At 73.6% G+C, this 18264-nt stretch carries 14 protein-coding genes and 1 pseudogene; 7 read left to right on the top strand and 8 right to left on the bottom strand.

Annotated elements, in window-relative coordinates; all coding sequences use genetic code 11:
• The 4 genes from glgB to pyk all read left to right on the top strand — a co-directional run.
• Positions 1-1209, top strand: a 1209-nt coding sequence (glgB, locus tag SNE206_RS38790; protein ID WP_407918307.1) for a 1,4-alpha-glucan branching enzyme, incomplete at its 5' end; no start/stop codon positions are given.
• Between the two features lie 162 nt (positions 1210-1371).
• A complete protein-coding gene (pta, locus tag SNE206_RS38785; RefSeq protein ID WP_407918306.1) occupies positions 1372-3504 on the top strand; it encodes a phosphate acetyltransferase in 2133 nt (710 codons plus the stop codon).
• Positions 3501-4709, top strand: a complete 1209-nt coding sequence (locus SNE206_RS38780) for an acetate kinase (RefSeq protein WP_407918305.1) — start codon at positions 3501-3503, stop codon at positions 4707-4709. The genes pta and SNE206_RS38780 overlap by 4 nt, the downstream gene beginning before the upstream one ends.
• A 102-nt stretch (positions 4710-4811) precedes the next feature.
• Positions 4812-6242, top strand: coding sequence for a pyruvate kinase (gene pyk / locus SNE206_RS38775; protein WP_407918304.1), 1431 nt, complete (start codon positions 4812-4814; stop codon positions 6240-6242).
• Between the two features lie 165 nt (positions 6243-6407).
• On the opposite strand, the gene SNE206_RS38770 is transcribed toward pyk, so the two are convergent.
• The 4 genes from SNE206_RS38770 to trxA form a co-directional block, all read right to left on the bottom strand.
• Positions 6408-7694, bottom strand: coding sequence for a hypothetical protein (locus SNE206_RS38770; RefSeq protein WP_407918303.1), 1287 nt, complete (start codon positions 7692-7694; stop codon positions 6408-6410).
• Positions 7691-8269: a DUF6114 domain-containing protein gene (locus SNE206_RS38765; RefSeq protein WP_407918302.1), complete on the bottom strand. Its 579-nt coding sequence runs from the start codon at positions 8267-8269 to the stop codon at positions 7691-7693. Before SNE206_RS38765 ends, SNE206_RS38770 begins: the two co-directional genes overlap by 4 nt.
• 135 nt (positions 8270-8404) lie before the next feature.
• Complete coding sequence (locus SNE206_RS38760; protein ID WP_407918301.1) at positions 8405-9070, bottom strand: DUF6230 family protein; 666 nt, start codon at positions 9068-9070, stop codon at positions 8405-8407.
• 576 nt (positions 9071-9646) lie between these two features.
• The gene (trxA, locus tag SNE206_RS38755) at positions 9647-10639 is read right to left on the bottom strand and encodes a thioredoxin (RefSeq protein ID WP_407918300.1); all 993 of its coding nucleotides are present in this window, start codon (positions 10637-10639) and stop codon (positions 9647-9649) included.
• Between the two features lie 364 nt (positions 10640-11003).
• On the opposite strand from trxA, the gene SNE206_RS38750 reads away from it, so the two are divergent.
• Positions 11004-11675: a TetR/AcrR family transcriptional regulator gene (locus tag SNE206_RS38750; protein WP_407918299.1), complete on the top strand. Its 672-nt coding sequence runs from the start codon at positions 11004-11006 to the stop codon at positions 11673-11675.
• 131 nt (positions 11676-11806) lie between these two features.
• On the opposite strand, the gene SNE206_RS38745 is transcribed toward SNE206_RS38750, so the two are convergent.
• Together SNE206_RS38745 and SNE206_RS38740 are read right to left on the bottom strand one after the other, a co-directional pair.
• The gene (locus SNE206_RS38745; protein ID WP_407918298.1) at positions 11807-13492 is read right to left on the bottom strand and encodes a methylmalonyl-CoA mutase; all 1686 of its coding nucleotides are present in this window, start codon (positions 13490-13492) and stop codon (positions 11807-11809) included.
• Between the two features lie 165 nt (positions 13493-13657).
• Positions 13658-15565: a protein kinase domain-containing protein gene (locus SNE206_RS38740; protein WP_407918297.1), complete on the bottom strand. Its 1908-nt coding sequence runs from the start codon at positions 15563-15565 to the stop codon at positions 13658-13660.
• 212 nt (positions 15566-15777) lie between these two features.
• Here SNE206_RS38740 and SNE206_RS38735 point away from each other — a divergent pair, with 212 nt between their 5' ends.
• Positions 15778-16371, top strand: coding sequence for a TetR/AcrR family transcriptional regulator (locus SNE206_RS38735; RefSeq protein ID WP_407918296.1), 594 nt, complete (start codon positions 15778-15780; stop codon positions 16369-16371).
• 164 nt (positions 16372-16535) lie between these two features.
• Here the strand turns inward: SNE206_RS38735 and SNE206_RS38730 are convergent, their stop codons facing one another.
• Together SNE206_RS38730 and SNE206_RS38725 are read right to left on the bottom strand one after the other, a co-directional pair.
• Positions 16536-16868, bottom strand: coding sequence for a DUF3817 domain-containing protein (locus SNE206_RS38730; protein WP_407918295.1), 333 nt, complete (start codon positions 16866-16868; stop codon positions 16536-16538).
• 134 nt (positions 16869-17002) lie between these two features.
• Positions 17003-17533, bottom strand: coding sequence for a MarR family transcriptional regulator (locus tag SNE206_RS38725; protein ID WP_407918294.1), 531 nt, complete (start codon positions 17531-17533; stop codon positions 17003-17005).
• A 481-nt stretch (positions 17534-18014) separates the two neighbouring features.
• Here SNE206_RS38725 and SNE206_RS38720 point away from each other — a divergent pair.
• Positions 18015-18264 (top strand): annotated as a pseudogene (locus SNE206_RS38720) (peptidase M4 family protein); the annotation flags it as partial.

Here is an 18264-nt window from a genome sequence, read left to right as displayed (position 1 = left end):
GTCATCGTCGACTGGGTCCCCGCCCACTTCCCCAAGGACGCCTTCGCCCTCGCCCGCTTCGACGGCGAACCCCTCTACGAACCCGCCGACCCGCTCCGCGCCGAACACCCCGACTGGGGCACCCTGGAGTTCGACTACGGCCGCACCGAGGTCCGCAACTTCCTCGTCGCCAACGCCGTCTACTGGTGCGAGGAGTTCCACGTCGACGGCCTGCGCGTCGACGCCGTCGCCTCCATGCTCTACCTCGACTACTCGCGCGAGGGCGGCGCGTGGACGCCGAACCGGTTCGGCGGCCGGGAGAACCTCGACGCGGCCTCCTTCCTTCAGGAGATGAACGCGACGGTCTACCGGCGCTGCCCGGGCGTGATCACGATCGCCGAGGAGTCCACCGCCTGGGACGGCGTCACCCGCCCCACCGACAGCGGGGGCCTCGGCTTCGGCCTGAAGTGGAACATGGGCTGGATGCACGACTCCCTGGTCTACATGTCCAAGGAGCCGGTGCACCGCCGCTACCACCACAACGACATGACGTTCTCGATGGTCTACGCGTACTCCGAGAACTACGTGCTGCCGATCTCGCACGACGAGGTCGTGCACGGCAAGCAGTCGCTGGTCTCCAAGATGCCCGGCGACTGGTGGCAGCAGCGCGCCAACCACCGCGCCTACCTCGGCTTCATGTGGGCCCACCCCGGCAAGCAGCTCCTCTTCATGGGGCAGGAGTTCGCCCAGGGTGCGGAGTGGGACCACGAGAGAGGGCCGCAGTGGTGGGTGCTCGCCGACGACTGGCCCGGGGCCGCCGACCACCGCGGGGTCCGGCAGCTGGTCGCCGACCTCAACCACACCTACCGCGCCACCCCCGCCCTCTGGGAGCAGGACACCACCCCCGACGGCTTCCGCTGGCTCGACGGCGGCGCGGCCGACGACAACGTGCTCTCCTTCGTGCGGTACGCCGCCGACGGCTCGCCGCTCGTCGCGGTCTGCAACTTCTCCCCCGTCGTCCGGCACGGCTTCCGGGTCGGCCTGCCGCCGCTGACCGGCACCGACCAGCTGTGGGAGGAGGCGCTGAACACCGACGCCGGGGCGTACGGCGGCAGCGGCATCGGCAACTCGCACCCGGTCAAGGCCGAGACGAGCCCGTGGAACGGCCAGGAGCGCAGCGCCGAGCTCGTCCTGCCGCCGCTGTCCACCGTCTGGCTCCGCCCGGCCTGAGATCGCGCCGGCACCCGCCGAGACCCGCCGGCAGGCCCCGGGAGCAGCCTCCCGGGGCCTGCCGCGTGCACCGGCCGCGGCGGGCCTCCGCCGGGCCGCCGCGACCCCTCCGAAGGTAGGGTCGGGAGGAGGACTGCCCGAAGCACCGGACGGAGATGACGCGTGGCGCGCAGCGTGTACGTGACCGGGATCGACCGGGGGGACGGCCGCCAGGCCGTCGAACTCGGGGTCATGGAACTGCTCACCCGCCAGGTGGACACCGTCGGGGTGTTCCGCCCGCTGGTGCACGCGGACGACCCCGGCGAGCGCGGCTCCGACCACGTCGTCGAGCTGCTGCGGGCCCGCTACCGGCTCGACCTGCCGGCGGCCGACCTGTACGGCCTGACCTACGAGGACGCCGCCGCGCTGCAGGCCGCCCAGGGCCAGGACGAGCTGGTCTCGACCCTGGTGGACCGGTTCCGGGCGGTGGAGCGGCGGTGCCAGGCCGTCCTGGTGCTGGGCACCGACTTCGCCGGCACCAACATCCCGGACGAGCTGGCGTTCAACGCCCGGCTCGCCAACGAGTTCGGTGCCTGGGTGCTGCCGGTGGTCGGCGGCCAGGACGAGGACCCGCACGCGGTGATCGCCGAGGTCCGCAACGCGCACCGCGCGTACACCGACCTCGGCTGCTCGACGCTCGCGATGATCGCGAACCGGGTGGCCGCCCCGGCGAAGCAGCAGATCGAGCAGACCCTCGGCGAGAAGCTGCCGGTGCCGGTGTACGTGATCCCGGAGGAGCCGGCGCTCTCGGCGCCGACCGTGGCCCAGCTGGTCGAGGCGACCGGCGCGGAGGTCCTGCTGGGCGACGCGGCGGGCCTGGCCCGGGACGTGCGCTCGTTCGTCTTCGGCGGCGCGATGCTGCCGACCTTCCTCACCGCGCTGACCGAGGGCGCCCTGGTGGTCACCCCCGGCGACCGGGCGGACCTGGTGATCGGCTCGCTCGCCGCGCACGCGGCCGGGGCGCCGCCGATCGCCGGGGTGCTGCTCACCCTCGGGCAGCACCCCGGGCCGAACGTCATGGCGCTGGCGGCGCGGCTGGCCCCGGGTACGCCGGTGGCGGTGGTGCCGGAGGGCAGCTGGCCGACCGCGGCGGCACTCACCCACCTGGAGGGGCGGATCGGCCCGGCCAGCCAGCGGAAGGCCGAGATCGCCCTCGGCCTGTTCGAACTGCACGTGAACACCGCCGAGCTGACGGAGCGCATCGAGCTCGGCCGGTCCGAGCGGGTCACCCCGATGATGTTCGAGCACGCCCTGCTGGAGCGGGCCCGCGCCCAGCGCCGGCACATCGTGCTGCCGGAGGGCACCGAGGAGCGGGTGCTGCGCGCGGCGGAGGTGCTGCTGCGGCGCAACATCTGCGACCTCACCCTGCTCGGCGAGCCGGAGGCGGTGCACCGCCGGGCCGCGTCGCTGGGCATCGAGCTGCCGCTCGCCGACGACAGCGCCGACCGGGCCCGCGTGCAGGTGGTCGACCCGGCGACGAGCCCGCTGCGCGAGGGGTTCGCCGCGCTGTACGCCCGGCTGCGCGCGCACAAGGGCATGACGGTCGAGCGGGCGCTGGACGTCGTCACCGACGTCTCGTACTTCGGCACGCTGATGGTGCAGGAGGGCATCGCGGACGGCATGGTGTCGGGCGCCGTGCACTCGACGGCGGCGACGATCCGCCCGGCGTTCGAGGTGATCAAGACCTCGCCCGGGGCGGCGATCGTCTCCTCGGTCTTCTTCATGTGCCTCGCCGATCGGGTGCTGGTCTACGGCGACTGCGCGGTCAACCCCGACCCGGACGCCCAGCAGCTCGCCGACATCGCGATCCAGGCCTCCGCGACGGCCGCGCAGTTCGGCGTCGAGCCCCGGGTGGCCATGCTGAGCTACTCGACCGGCACCTCCGGCTCGGGCGCGGACGTCGACAAGGTGCGCGAGGCGACGGAGATCGTCCGGCGGGAACGGCCCGACATCCTCGTCGAGGGCCCGATCCAGTACGACGCGGCGGTGGACGCGCACGTCGCCGCGACCAAGCTGCCCGGCTCGGCGGTGGCCGGGCGGGCGACGGTGCTGGTCTTCCCCGACCTGAACACCGGCAACAACACCTACAAGGCGGTGCAGCGCTCCGCCGGCGCCGTGGCGGTCGGCCCGGTGCTGCAGGGCCTGCGCAAGCCGGTCAACGACCTCTCGCGCGGCGCCCTCGTCGAGGACATCGTCAACACCGTGGCGATCACCGCCATCCAGTCGCAGCGCCCCGCCGAAGGAGCCGAGCAGTGACCGATGGCACCCGCGTCCTCGTCCTGAACGCCGGATCGTCCTCCGTGAAGTACCAGCTGATCGACATGGTGGACGGCTCGCGCCCGGCCGCCGGGCTGGTCGAGCGGATCGGCGAGGCCGGCGGGCGGCTCGTGCACACCGCCCCGGACGGCACGAAGCGCGAGCGGCTGGAGGTCTTCGCGGACCATCCGGCGGCGCTGGGCGCGGTCGCCGAGGAGCTCGCCGCGGACGGCCTCGGCCTGGACTCGCCGCGGCTCGCCGCCATCGGCCACCGGGTGGTGCACGGCGGGCAGCGGTTCACCGCGCCGACCCTGGTCACCGACGAGGTGGTCGCCGAGATCCGTCGGCTGATCCCCGTCGCCCCGCTCCACAACCCGGCGAACATCACCGGCATCGAGGTGGCCCGGACGCTGCGCCCGGACCTGCCGCAGGTCGCCGTCTTCGACACGGCCTTCCACACGACGCTGCCGGAGGCCGCCGCGCGCTACGCGATCGACCGGAAAACCGCGGACGAGCACCGGGTGCGCCGCTACGGCTTCCACGGCACCTCCCACCAGTACGTGTCGCGGGCCGCGGCCCGCCTGCTCGGCCGCGACCCGGCCGAGGTGAACGTGATCGTGCTGCACCTGGGCAACGGCGCGTCCGCGTCGGCGGTCGCCGGCGGGGTCTGCGTGGAGACGTCGATGGGCCTGACGCCCCTGGAGGGGCTCGTCATGGGCACCCGTTCCGGCGACGTCGACCCGGGCCTGGTCTTCCACCTGCACCGGGTCGGCGGGCTGACGGTCGATGAGATCGACGACCTGCTGAACCGCCGCAGCGGCCTGCTCGGGCTCTGCGGGGACAACGACATGCGCGAGGTGCTGCGCCGCGCCGGCGAGGGCGACGAGGAGGCCCGGCTGGCCTTCGACGCGTACGTGCACCGGCTGCGCAAGTACGTCGGGGCGTACTACGCGGTGCTCGGGCGGGTGGACGTGGTCGCGTTCACCGCGGGGGTCGGCGAGAACGCGGCGCCCGTCCGGGAGGCGGCGTGCGCGGGGCTGGAGGCGCTGGGGATCGCGGTGGATCCGGAGCTGAACTCCGTCCGCTCCGGTGCGGCCCGGTTGATCTCCCCCGGATACGCCCGGGTGGCGGTCGCCGTGGTGCCGACCGACGAGGAGCTGGAGATCGCCCAGCAGGCGTTCGCCCTCGTGCACGGCCGGAATTGAGATGACGGTGGGTCAGCGTCCCACCCTTCGGGATGGTTCGTTGGCGATACCTCCCGAAACGGGCGGAATGCACCGATAACACGAACGGATAGACTGACGGATATGCGCCGAGCGAAAATTGTCTGCACCCTGGGTCCGGCGACGGACTCCTACGAACAGCTGAAGGCCATCGTCGAAGCGGGCATGAACGTCGCCCGACTGAACATGAGCCACGGCTCCCACCGGGAGCACGAGGAGCGGTACCACAAGGTCCGCCAGGTGTCCGAGGACACCGGCCGCACGATCGGTGTGCTGGCCGACCTCCAGGGCCCCAAGATCCGTCTGGCCACCTTCGCCAACGGACCGGTCACCGTCGACAACGGTGACACCTTCACCATCACGACCGAGGATGTGCCCGGGGACCAGCACATCTGCGGCACCACCTACAAGGGCCTGCCGGGCGACGTGAAGCCGGGCGACCCGATCCTGATCAACGACGGCGTCATCGCCCTGGAGGTCGTCAGCGTCGACGGCCCGCGGGTGAAGACCGTGGTCGTCGAGGGCGGCGTGCTCTCGAACAACAAGGGCATCAACCTGCCCGGCGCGGCCGTGAACGTGCCCGCGCTGTCCGAGAAGGACAAGGACGACCTCCGCTTCGCCCTGCAGCTGGGCGTCGACATGGTCGCGCTGTCGTTCGTCCGCAACGCCGCGGACATCGACGACGTGCACAAGGTCATGGACGAGGTCGGCATCCGCGTGCCGGTCATCGCCAAGATCGAGAAGCCGCAGGCCGTCGAGGCGATGGAGGAGATCGTCCTCGCCTTCGACGCGATCATGGTGGCCCGCGGCGACCTCGCCGTGGAGTACCCGCTGGAGCGGGTGCCGCTGGTGCAGAAGCGCCTGATCACCCTGGCCCGCCGCAACGCCAAGCCGGTCATCGTCGCCACCCAGATGATGGAGTCGATGATCCACGCCTCGCGGCCCACCCGCGCCGAGGTCTCGGACGTCGCCAACGCCATCCTGGACGGCACCGACGCGGTCATGCTGTCGGCCGAGTCCAGCGTCGGCAAGTACGCCGTCGAGACCGTCCGCACCATGAGCCGGATCGCCGAGAAGGCCGAGGAGGAGCTGCTCTCGCAGGGCCTCCAGCCGCTCAACCCGGGCCGCAAGCCGCGCACCCAGGGCGGCTCCATCGCCCGCGCCGCGTGCGAGCTCGGCGACTTCCTGAACGGCCAGGCGCTCGTCGCGTTCACCAAGTCCGGTGACACCGCGCGCCGCCTCTCCCGCTACCGCTCGCCGATCCCGGTGATCGCGTTCACCCCGGACGCCGCCACCCGCAACCAGCTCTCGCTGAGCTGGGGCGTCGAGGCGTACGTCACCGAGCAGGTCGAGACCACCGACGAGATGGTCCACCAGGTCGACCGTGAGCTGCTGCGCCTGAACCGCCTCACCGAGGGTGACACCGTGATCGTCACCGCCGGTTCGCCCCCCGGCGTCCCCGGCAACACCAACATGGTCCAGGTCCACCACCTGGGCAGCCGCGACGGCAACTGACCGCCGGCGCACCACGCCCGACGCTTGCGGGGCGGCCCCCTCCGGCCAGGAGGGGGCCGCCCCGCGGCGTGTGCGGACGGCGGCGGGCGCCCGGCGCCGGACACGCGGACGGCCCGGCCGGAGATCCTCCGGCCGGGCCGTCCTGCGCGGTGCGCGGGCCGGGGCTCAGCCCTCGTACGGCGCGTCGTCGTTGAAGAGGTGCATGCCCGGGATCTTGAGCGTGCCGCCGAACTGACCGGCCTGGACGGCCTTGGCGTCGTCCAGCGTCAGGTCCAGCGGGACCGGGACGGTGCCTATCAGGTCCCACAGCCACTTGGGCAGGGTGTCCGGGGTGAGGGTGATCTCGCCCAGGTCGATCGGGATCGGCAGGCCGTAGATCGCCGAGAGGTGACCGGAGAGGCTCTCCACGTACATGGTGATCGGGCCGTTGCGCAGCGTCGAGGTGGTGTTGGGCGCGGCCTGCACGTGGAAGGTCTTGCCCTTCACCTCGATCGTCGACATGTCGAGATCACCGATGTCGACCGAGGCGGTGGTGAACTTCAGCACCCGCTTGGTGCCGGTCGGGGTCCTCACGTCGTAGACGCCGTTGAAGACCGAGCCGTGCAGGGCGAGCTTGCTGGAGCGCAGCGTCCAGTTCTGCTCCGGCACCACGTCGCCGCCGGGCGCCGCCTTGGCCTTCGCCCCGCTGGTGTCGACCAGGCAGTTCGGGCCGGTCGCCGAGGGCGACGGGGTGGCCGACGCGGTCGGCGTTGCCGCCGCCTTCGAGGCGGAGGCGGAGGCGGAGGGGGACGCGGAGGCGGAGGCCGTCGGCGCCGCCGAGGACGCCGCCGCCCGCGGTGCGACGGCCTGCGTCGCGGTGGGCTTCGGGGTCGCAGCCGGCGTGGTGGCCTCCGCCGCCGGGGCCTTGGTGGGGGTGGCGGTCGACGGTGTGGCGGTCGGCGTGGGGCTCTGGCCGCCCGGGTTGAAGATGCCGTCCAGGATGTCGCCGATCAGCCCGCGCGCCTGCGCGTCCGCCGTCGCCGAGGGGGACGCCGCGGCCGGGGCCTGGACCGCCGCCACCGCGTTCGGCTTCGCCGCGGTGGCCGTGGACGTCGGCACCGGCAGCTTCACCGTGGCCGAGGAGGTGGGCGACGGCGTGGCCGTCGGGCCCTTCGTCGCGGTCGGCGCGGAGGTCTGCGGCACGGAGGTCGCGGTCGCCGGATGCGTCGGCTGCACGGCGATCTCGCTCTTGGGGACGGGCGTCTCCGCGAGCACGGTGTCCGGGGCGCTGGCGCAGGCCTTGCCCGCCTGGGTCTCGGCCACGGCGGGCGTGGTCGGCGTGTAGGCGGCGCCGACGATCAGCGCGGTCGGCACGGCGGCCATGGCCATCGCGCGGCCGCGGATGCGGCTGCGGACGCTCACGCGCGGTGCGGCGTGGCGGGGGCCGGGCAGGGAGTCGTCGCGGTCGGTCACCGCGGCTCCCCGGGGTCGGCCGCCGAGGCGTCGGCGGGGTTGTGCTGCGCGGGCAGGAGCGGGTGGATGGTCTGCACCGCGGGCTGCTCGACCGTGGGGGCGGCCGTCGCGTCGCCGTGGTCGGCCACCCGGTGGGCGTGGTCGGCGGGCACCGCGTCGGCTGCGGCCGCGGGCGGGTTCGGGGCCCAGGCCATGAGCAGGCCGCCGGCGAGCAGGCCGGTGACGAGGCCGACGCCGAAGCCGCCGAGGTTGGAGACCGGGATGGAGATCAGGGCGAGCAGCGTGGTGGCCACGCCGCAGAAGATCCGCACCAGCGGCTGGAACCAGGCGGTGACGCCGAGTGCGATCATCAGCAGGCCGATGATCATGGATCCTGCGCCGGCGGTGGTCGCCATGGTGACGGTCATGCCGCTGAGGTTGAGCTTGGCGTACGGGAAGTACAGGATGGGCAAGCCGGCGATCATGGCCAGCAGGCCGCCCCAGAAGGGACGAGAGCGGCGCCAGTTGCGGAACCGCAGCCGCAGGTTGATACCGCCGTTGTTCTCGGGCCACGCCTGGGTAGTTGCGCTGGACACGATGCAACTCCTCGATGTTTCGCTGCGAGGTGGGGGAGGACTCCCTGAGGTGCGGCCGGGTGCGGGACGTGCCCGCCCCCGGCCGCCGAGGATCCGTCGTCGCGGCGCGCCGGGCGGCGCACCGTCAGACGAGGATCAGTAGCACTCCTTGCCGTTGCCCTGGTCGCCGACGTACAGCTTCAGGTCCAGGCCGTTCAGCTTGAAGGTGCCGGCCGAGGTGGCCCACGCCGTCTGCTTCACGTTGGTCAGGTGGGCCTTCGGGGCGGTCTGCGAGAAGCCGAGCGGGCCGCTGGGCTTGCCGTGGCCCTGGATGTCGGCCCAGTTCGAGGTCGCCGAACCCTTGAGGGTGGAGGCGTCCTGACCGATGTTGATGTCGGTGAACTCGGCGTCGGCCGACAGCTGGTCGAGGTCGATCAGCAGGTTCTTGGCGACGACCTGCTTGTTGACGTCGTCGCTGTTGCCGGCCTCCAGGCGCAGGGTGACCTTGGGCAGCTTGAGGCCGAGCAGGGCCGGCTCGCTGACCACGGACTGGCACATGCCCTTGATGGTGGCCGAGTCGAACGCGGAGATCGCGACCGCGTGCGGGGTGCCGTTGGTCTCGACGTCGAAGGAGCCGAACTGGGCGAAGTTCTCACCCTGCAGGTCCTGGGCGCTGACCTTGAACTTCTGGCCGGAAACGCTGAACGAGGCGGCGAGGGCGTTGTTGGCGAGACCCACACCGATCGCGGCGGTGGCGGCGATGCCGGGCACCATCACGAGGCCGAAGCGCTTCCAGCGGGTCTTGCCGAAATCCTGGGACATGCGAGTCCTCCTTCTAGGACGTACATCTCCGGCCTGGCCGCGCGGTGCGCGGATCCCGGCCTGGGATGGGAGAGAGCTACGTCCTCGGTAGCGGAGAGCGCCATGGCGTCGTGAGCCGACGGCCGAGGCGATCACCCCCGAGCGACAACCGGCGACCGCGCGGGGTGCGCGGCCGCAGGAAGGACAGGAACCGCGGGTGGGATCTGCGGCTACCCCCCTGCCCTCCAGCCACCGACCGGGGCCGGCGGCTACCCGATGGGGATTCCCCTGAGGGGACCGGGCGTCGCCGATCGTGCTTGAATCCCGGGCGAAGCACAAGGGGTCCGTTACTGACGGGTAATCCAACAACAGATCCTGTTGATCATGGAATCGAAGGCGTGATTACACTGCGTGACATCAGCGGGGGGGGCACCCGCAACAACCTGCTGCAAACCCGCGCGAAACACCCCCGGCCGGTCACGGGACGTGACCGGCCGGGGGTGTTGTCAAGATTTGATTAAGCTCCACAAAATCTTCCGGATTGTCGCCAAATCTCCGGCGACACCGCAGGTCACCCGCCGTGCCACCGGCGCCCCGTCAGAAGAGCACCCGTGCCAGTGCGCTGCGCGCCGCGGTCACCCGCGGGTCCTCCGGGCCGATGACCTCGAAAAGCTCCAGCAGGCGCAGCCTGGCGGTGTCGCGGTCCTCGCCGGCCGTCCGGCCGACCGTGGAGACCAGGCGCCCGAAGGCGTCCTCGACGTGGCCGCCGACGAGGTCGAGGTCGGCGGCGCGGAGCTGGGCCGCGACGTCCTTCGGGTCGGCCGCCGCGTCCGCACGCACCTGCTGCGGGTCGATCGTCTCCACCCGCTGCAGCAGCTGGGCCTGGGCCAGGCCCAGCTTCGCCTCGGTGTTGCCGGGCCGGTCGGCCAGGACGTTGCGGTAGGCCTGGACGGCGCCGCCCAGGTCGCCGCGGTCCAGGGCGTCGTGCGCGGCCTCCAGCGCCGGGTCCACCGGCGACCGCGGAGCGGCCGGGGCGGCCTCGCCCGGGGCGCCCGGGGCGCCGCCCTGCAGGCCGGTGATGCCGAAGCGCTGCTCGGCGACGGCGATCAGCTGGTCGAGGATCTTGCGGACGTTGGCCTCGTTCTCGGCGCCCTGGAAGAGCGGGACGAGCTGGCCGGCGACGACCGCCATGACCGCGGGAATGCCCTGGATGCCGAACTGCTGGGCGATCAGCTGGTTGGCGTCGACGTCGATCTTGGCGAGGACGATCCGGCCGGCGTACTCCTCGGCGAGGCGTTCCAGGATCGGACTGAGCTGCTTGCACGGGCCGCACCACTCGGCCCAGAAGTCCACGACCACCGGGACCTCGGCCGAGCGCTGGACGACCTCGGCCTCGAAGGTCTCCTCGGTGACGTCGAGGACAAGCTCGTAGGGGGCGGGTGCCGGCTCCCCGCCGGCCACCGCCTGGCGGGCCCGCTCGGCCCGGGCCTGCTCGGCCTTCTGCGCGGCCTCGCCCGCCGCCTTGACCGCGGCGAGGTCGACCGCTCCGCGCAGGGCGGCGCTGTTGGGACGCGAATTCCGTGACTGCATGGCACCATCCTCCCCCGTTCGCGCGGGTGACGGGCACCATCCGGCCGGAAACATCCCCGTGCCGTGGTGCCTGCGCCGCCCGCCCGCGCGACGGTGGCGTTCTCCGGTGCAGCCGCTCCCGGCGCGGATCCCCATCCGCGCCCCGCACCGGCCCGATCCCATGGGCCCGGCACGTGGTTGCCGCTCTTTCGCTACGAGTCGTAGCGTATCTGCATCCGGGGCCGGTCCCGCAAGACCCCCTCGGCCCAGGACGGCGTGAGCTGCCCCACTTTCGGGGGGCGGCCGGGTGGTGAGCGGGGCCGCCGGTCGCTACCGTGGCCCGGTCCGACCAAGTTACCCATCGGTAGAACAGCTAGGAGGCTCGGTGGCCCCCACCACCAGGCAGCCGGCTCCCGAGGACGGCGCCGCACCCCCGCGCGGCAAGGGCCGACCCCGCAGCGCCGCCGCCGACCGGGCGATCCTCGACGCCACCCGCGAAGCCCTCGCCGAACTCGGCTGGGGCGGCCTCACCATGGGCGACGTCGCCACCCGCGCCGGCGTCGCCAAGACCACGCTGTACCGCCGCTGGCCGTCCAAGAACGACCTCGTCGTGGACGCCGTCGCCGGCCTCTTCGACGACCTGGAGATGGCCGACCTCGGCAGCCTGCGCGCCGACATCGGCGCGACCGTCACGCAGTTCGCCGACCTGCTGGCCCGCCCGGAGTCCCAGGCCGCACTGCTCGCGCTGTTCGCCGAGGGCAGCCGCGACCCCGACCTGCGCCGGCGGATCCGCGAGCGCATCGTCGACCCGCAGAAGCACCTGGTGCGCACCGGCCGGGCCCACGCCCAGGCCCGCGGCGAGATCCGCTCGGACGTCGACCCCCGGATCGCCTGCGAGGAGATCGACCTCGTCTTCGACATGATCGCGGGCGCGGTCGAGCACCGGCTGCTGGTCGCCGGCGAACCGGTCACCCCGCGCTGGCTCGACCGGTTCACCACGCTGATGCTCGGCGCCCTGACGGGCCTCGCCGAGGACGTGCAGCCGCCGGCGCCCTGACGGGCCCGCCGGGCCGCGCACGGGCGGGCACGCGGACGCGGCCGGGGGCGGGGCGGGGCAGGGCAGGCGCGCGGACGCCGGGGGCCGCCCGGCACTCCCGGGCGGCCCCCGGCGGTGGGTCCTGCGGTCCGTCAGAAGGACGCGGGCTCCCGGTAGACACCCCACTCCGCGCGCAGGGCGTTGCAGATCTCGCCGAGCGTCGCCTCGGCCCGTACGGCCTGCAGCATCGGCGGGATCATGTTGGTGCCGGAGCGGGCGGCGGCCAGCATCGCGTCCAGTCCGGCCTTCACCCCGGCCTCGTCGCGGGCGGCCCGGCGCTCGCCGAGCAGCTGCACCTGGTCGCGCTCGACCTCGTGGCCGACCCGCAGGATCTCCAGCTCCGGGGTGACCGAGCGCGGGTGGCAGTTGACGCCGACGACCCGCTTCTCGCCCTTCTCCAGCGACTGCTGGAAGCGGAAGGCCGCCTCGGCGATCTCGCCGGTGAACCAGCCCTCCTCGATGCCGCGCAGGATGCCGGAGGTCATCGGGCCGATCGCGTGGCCGTCGGAGCCCTTGTCGAGGATGCGGCGGAAGATCTCCTCGGCCTGCGCCTCGATGCGGTCGGTGAGCGCCTCGACGTACCAGGAGCCGCCGAGCGGGTCGGCGACGTTCGCGACGCCGGTCTCCTCCATCAGCACCTGCTGCGTGCGCAGGGCGATCTCGGCCGCCTGCTCGGAGGGCAGCGCGAGGGTCTCGTCGAGCGCGTTGGTGTGCAGCGAGTTGGTGCCGCCGAGCACCGCGGAGAGCGCCTCGACGGCGGTGCGCACCACGTTGTTGTAGGGCTGCTGGGCGGTGAGCGAGACGCCGGCGGTCTGGGTGTGGAAGCGCAGCCACTGCGCCTTGTCGGTCCGCGCGCCGTACCGCTCGCGCATCCAGCGGGCCCAGATGCGGCGGGCGGCGCGGAACTTCGCGATCTCCTCGAAGAAGTCGAGGTGGGCGTCGAAGAAGAACGACAGCCCGGGGGCGAAGACGTCGACGTCGAGCCCGCGCGAGAGGCCGAGCTCGACGTAGGCGAAGCCGTCGGCGAGGGTGTAGGCGAGCTCCTGCGCGGCCGTGGACCCGGCCTCGCGGATGTGGTAGCCGGAGACCGAGAGCGGCTTGTACGCCGGGATGTTCGCGGCGCAGTGCTCCATGAGGTCGCCGATGAGGCGCAGGTGCGGCTCGGGGGCGAAGAGCCACTCCTTCTGGGCGATGTACTCCTTGAAGATGTCGGTCTGCAGGGTGCCGTTGAGCAGACCCGGGTCGACGCCCTGGCGTTCGGCGGCGACGAGGTACATGCAGAAGATCGGCACGGCGGGGCCGCTGATCGTCATGGAGGTGGTGACGTCGCCGAGCGGGATGCCCTCGAAGAGGACGTCCATGTCGGCGGCGGAGTCGATGGCGACGCCGCAGTGGCCGACCTCGCCGAGCGACTTGGCGTCGTCGGAGTCGTAGCCCATGAGGGTCGGCATGTCGAAGGCGACGGAGAGGCCGCCGCCGCCGGAGTCGAGGATCATGCGGTAGCGCTCGTTGGTCTGCCGGGCGTTGCCGAAGCCGGCGAACTGCCGGATCGTCCACGTGCGGCCGCGGTAACCGGTGGCGTGCAGCCCGCGGGTGTACGGGTACTCCCCGGGCCAGCCGATCCGCTCGAAGCCCTCGTAGGGCTGACCGGCGGGCGGGCCGTAGACCGGCTCGACCGCGTCCCCGGACAGGGTGGTGAAGTCGGCGTCCCGCGTGCGGGCCCGGTCGTGGCGCTGCTGCCAGCGCAGGCGTCCGGCCTCGATCTCCTGGGCGTCCATCGACGACGACTCCGTTCCGTGCGGCCGCCGGGGTGGGACCGGCGGAAATTACTAGGACGTCCTAGTAATTTAGCCGGACCCCCGCGCACTGTCGACGGGACAGGCCGGGGAACACGAAAAGACCGGCGGCGGACAGGACGCCCGCCGCCGGTCCGGGGAGACCGCCTACACGCGCGACCAGCGCTGCACCGCACTCCCCGGGGCGCAGGACGGGGTGGACACGTCGGCGTACCCGGCCTGCAGGCAGCCGCCGTTGTAGACGCTGACCAGGGTGGAGCCGGAGCCGGTGCGCCACAGACGCGGCCCGGCCCCGTCGCAGGAGCCGACGAAGGTGGCCTGGCCGAGCAGGTTCGCGCTGAGGCACCGGCCGCTCGCGTTGACGAGCTGGTAGGCGCCCCCGGCGGCCGCGCGGACCGTCCAGGACGCGGAGGCGGAGCCGCACGTGCCGAGCCCCGCCGCACCGAACACCTGCGTCAGGCAGGTGCCCGTGGAGGCGTTGCGGTAGCCGGCGGCCGCGGCGCCCGTCCCGGTGCCGGACCCTGTCGCGGAGCCGGACGTGGGGCCGGACGTGGGGCCTGACGCCGTCCCGCCGGTCCCCGTGCTTGTGCCCGTGCCCGTGGCTCCCCCGGAGCCCCCGGAGCCCCCGGAGCCCCCGGAGCCCGCGGAGCCGGTGCCGCCCGCCGAGCCGGCCGCGCCCGACGACCCCGCCGCGGCGTCACCGCCCCCCGCGGTCCCGCCTGCCGGGCCGGCCCCGCCGGACGGCGGCGCGGAGGCCCCGCCCGACGGCGGTGCGGACGCCGCTCCCGGGGCGGTCGGCGCCGCGCCGGACCGGTCCGCGGACGGGGAGCCGGTGGACACCGTGACGGAGCCCGGCAGGGTGGACCGCGCTCCGTCCGCCGGCGACCCGGCGTAGGGCAGGAGCTGGAGGGCGACCGTGGTGCCGGTCGCGACGAACGCCACCGGGAGGACGGCGAGGAGCACCCGGGTGCGCCGTCGCCGCCGGGGCTCCTCCGCGCGCCGAGGGCGCTCCCCCCGGCCGTCCCCCGGCTCGACGGCCGGCTCGACGGCCGGCTCGACGGCCGGCGGGGTGCAGCCGCCGGCCTCCGGCCCCTGCGGCGGCCGGGCCAGGTCGGCCGGGTCCGGTGCCGTTGCGGCGAAGGCGGCGCGCTCGGCGAGCCGGGCGGCGAGGCCGTCCGGCCACGGGGGCTGCCGTGACGGGCCTCTGGCCGCGGCCCGTTCGGCGAGTTCGGCGGCGGACGGGCGGCGCTCGGGGGCCTTGTCGAGGCAGGAGACGACGAGGGCGGCCAGCTCCGGGTCGACGGCGTGCAGGGCGTCGAGGTCGGGCTCGTCGTGCACCACGCGGTAGAGCAGTTCGACGCCTCCGCCGTCCCCGAAGGGCGCCCGGCCGCCCGCCGCGTACGCGAGGACGGAGCCCAGCGCGAAGATGTCGGTGGCGCCGGTCAGGTGCCGCGCCCCGGACGCCTGTTCCGGCGCCATGTAGGACGGGGTGCCCACGACCACGCCGGTCCGGGTGAGGGCCGTCTGGCCGACGGCCCGGGCGATGCCGAAGTCGATGAGGGTGGCGCCGCCGAGGGTGAGCATGACGTTCGAGGGCTTGAGGTCGCGGTGGACGACGCCCAGCGCGTGCACCGTGGCGAGCGCCCGGGCTGCCTCCCCCAGCAGCAGCCACAGGGCGTCCGCGGGCAGCGGCTCCGGGCCCGGCCCGACCGCCTCGGCGAGGGTGAGGCCGGGCACGTACGCGGTGGCGCACCAGGGCGGGGTGGCGTCGCGGTCGCAGGCGAGCAGTGCGGCCGTGACCTCGGCCGGCAGGCGTGCGAGGTTGTCCAGTTCCTGCCCGAAGCGGCGGGCGAAACCGCTGTCCTCGGCGAAGACGGACGGCAGGATCTGCTTGACGGCGACGTAGCTCCCGTCGAGCACGCCGAGGAAGACGCGGCCCATGCCGCCCGCCCCCAGGAGGCCGAGCAGCGGGACGGGACCGATGCGGTCCGGATCACCCGCCCCGAGGGGTTCGGCGCCCCCGCGCCTCGGATCGAACCGTGCTGCCCCGTCCACGCGCTCCCCGTTCCCCGTACGGCCAGGCTCCGGTCCGGTGACCGGCGCTCCCCGGCAGGGGCGGTCCCGGGTCCGGCACGGAGCCAGTCTGAGGGACGGTCACCACGATGTGGAAGTTTTTTCTAGAAAAGGATTCCGGAAAACTCTGCTCTACGCTGTCCGCCACGGTGACCATGGAGGAACCGGCAGCACGACAGCGAGGACGGTCGCCCATGAGCCCCAAGCAGCAGCGCGGCGAGGCCACCGTCGAACTCGTCCTGGACGAGGCGCTGCGCCTGTTCGCCGCCTCGGGCGAGGCCGGGCTCACGGTGCAGGCGGTGACCCGGGCCAGCGGGGTGAGCGCCGGCAGCCTCTACCACCACTTCGGCAGCATCGACGGCCTGGTGTCGGCGCTGACGGCGCGCTGGCTGGGCCGTCTGCTGCAGGAGATGGCCGACGCGCTGGCGCACACCCGCACCGCGCGCACGGGGGTGGAGGCGCTGGTCCGGGCCTATCTGGCGTTCGTCCGCGACCACCCGGAGGCCGCAATGCTGCTGCACTCCGCGGCCGCCGACCGGGGCACCATGGCGCGGGGCCGGGAGCTGCGGGACGCCCAGGAGGCCCGGATGTCGCCGTTCGCGGCCTGGATCGGGCAGCACGTCGCCGCCGGCGGCCTCGCACCGCTGCACCCCGCCCTCGTCGAGTCGCTGGTGATGGGGCCGGTCGTGGGCGTGGTCCGCCGGGCGCTGTCCGGCATCGACGACGTGGACCTGGAGGAGGCGTCCCGCGTCCTGCCCGACCGGATCTGGCGGTCGGTCGCCCCGTGACGCCGCCGGGGTGACACGGCCGGAGCGATGCCCGCAGAGGTGACACGGCTGGAGTGGCGCCGGCGGCGGGGCCCCGCGGACGGGCCCGGGGCGCAGCAGGCCGGGGAACGCGTGGAGCCCCTCCCGGGGGGAGGGGCTCCAGGGACGCGGGGCGGCGGGACCGGTCAGGCGTTGACCGGCTCGGCGGCGGCGATCAGCGGGGCGACCTCGCGGCTGACCTTGCGCTCCACGAAGAACACGGCGGTCGGCACGGTGCCGGCGAGCAGCACCCAGGCCAGCTTGCCCAGCGGCCACTTCGCCTTGGTGCCGAGGTCGAAGGCGAGCACCAGGTAGACGACGTACAGCCAGCCGTGCGCGATGCCGACGGCGCTGGTGAAGCCGCTCGCGCCCGAGATGTCCAGCACGTACTTGGCGATCACGCCGAGGGTCAGCAGGATCAGCAGGACGCCGGTGATGTACGCCAGCGCCCGGTATCGGGTCAGCACGCTCTGCTTCATACCGTCGAGGGTAACCGCCGCCGCCGAGCGCTCCTGCCGCACCCCGCCCGCCGCGCGTCCGGGCCGGGCGTCCGGGCCGGGCGCGCGGGGCGGGCGCGCGGGGCGGGCGCGCGGGGCGGGCGCGCGGGGCGGGCTCAGTCGCCGGCGGGTGCCTCGGGGGCCGGGGAGAAGTCGCCGGCGGCCACCCGGAGCGGGCGGAGCAGTTCGAAGACCTGGTGGCACCGGTCGGCGTCGTAGCCCTCCATGCCGAAGTCGACGGCCATGAGTTCACGGGTGGCCTGCTCGACGACGTCCCGGCCGCGGTCGGTGATCGCGGCGAGCACCCCGCGGCCGTCGGCCGGGTTGGGGCGGCGGGCGACGAGGCCGTCCCGCTCCAGGCGGTCGACGGTGTTGGTGACGCTCGTCGGGTGCACCATGAGGCGCTCGCCGATCTTGGAGAGCGGCAGGCGTCCGGTCCGGCTGAAGGTGAGGAGCACGAGCGCCTCGTAGCGGGCGAAGGTCAGCCCGTAGGGCTTCACCACCGCGTCCACCCGGGACAGCAGGATCTGGTGGGCGCGCATCACGGAGGTGATCGCCGCCATGGACGGCACGCCGCCCCAGCGGCGCGTCCAGAGCTCGTCGGCGCGGGCGATCGGGTCGAAGTCGAGTGCGAGGGGCTTGGCCACCCTTCCACCGTACCGGCGGGCGCCGGGCGGGGTAGCAGGCGTCCACGATGGTGGACAAGTGAGCGGAATGGCGGGTTCACGCCAAGTGCGTTGCGGTCCGAACCGGCACTCCGACGGACGAAATGTGACAGCAACACGCAAGCCACAGACCGGAGTTGTCGCTGATTGACCGCCATCCCGGCCTCATCCGTGCACGACCGACCGTCCGGACGGGCGATATGTACCGGTACGGGCCCTCCCCCGGCCCGTGTCCACCTGGCGAGACGTGGCCAACTCCCTTCGCGGGCCTGTCGTTTCAACTTTTCGATTGTCATGCTTCTGCCCAGCCCCGTTCGACTCGCCGGCCCCCACCCTCCGGCCGAAGTCGTTGACCGCACGGAGCAGCACGTCAGCGCCCGTCCCGCCCCAGCAGGCACTAACCCCGGTGCCCCGGGACGAGGTGCGACCGCGCACACGCGGTTGATCCGGAAGGAATCCGTACGTGAAGCGAAAGCTTGCCTTCGGAGCCGTTCTCTCGGCGTCGGCAGTCCTCGCCGGCGCCATCCAGGTCAGCGCCGGGATCGCGCAGGCCGCCCCCGCCCCGGTCGGCCCGGCCGGGACCGTCCAGCAGCGTGCCGCGCTGATCGCGCAGGCCGGTGCGGACGCCCCGTCCGCCGCCCGCACCCTGGGCCTCGGCAGCCAGGAGTCCCTGGTCGTCACGGACGCCGTCGTCGACGCCGACGGCAGCCGGC

The sequence above is a fragment of the Kitasatospora sp. NE20-6 genome, from assembly GCF_045862635.1.
Note: the sequence above shows the minus strand (reverse complement) of the source record. Positions and strands in the feature narration are given on the sequence as shown.

Coding starts and splice junctions, on each gene's coding strand:
- SNE206_RS38730 (WP_407918295.1), bottom strand. CDS start 16,868: ATGAAGCAGAGCGTGCTGACCCGATACCGGGCGCTGGCGTACATCACC.
- SNE206_RS38735 (WP_407918296.1), top strand. CDS start 15,778: ATGAGCCCCAAGCAGCAGCGCGGCGAGGCCACCGTCGAACTCGTCCTG.
- trxA (WP_407918300.1), bottom strand. CDS start 10,639: ATGCAGTCACGGAATTCGCGTCCCAACAGCGCCGCCCTGCGCGGAGCG.
- SNE206_RS38745 (WP_407918298.1), bottom strand. CDS start 13,492: ATGGACGCCCAGGAGATCGAGGCCGGACGCCTGCGCTGGCAGCAGCGC.
- pyk (WP_407918304.1), top strand. CDS start 4,812: ATGCGCCGAGCGAAAATTGTCTGCACCCTGGGTCCGGCGACGGACTCC.
- SNE206_RS38760 (WP_407918301.1), bottom strand. CDS start 9,070: ATGTCCCAGGATTTCGGCAAGACCCGCTGGAAGCGCTTCGGCCTCGTG.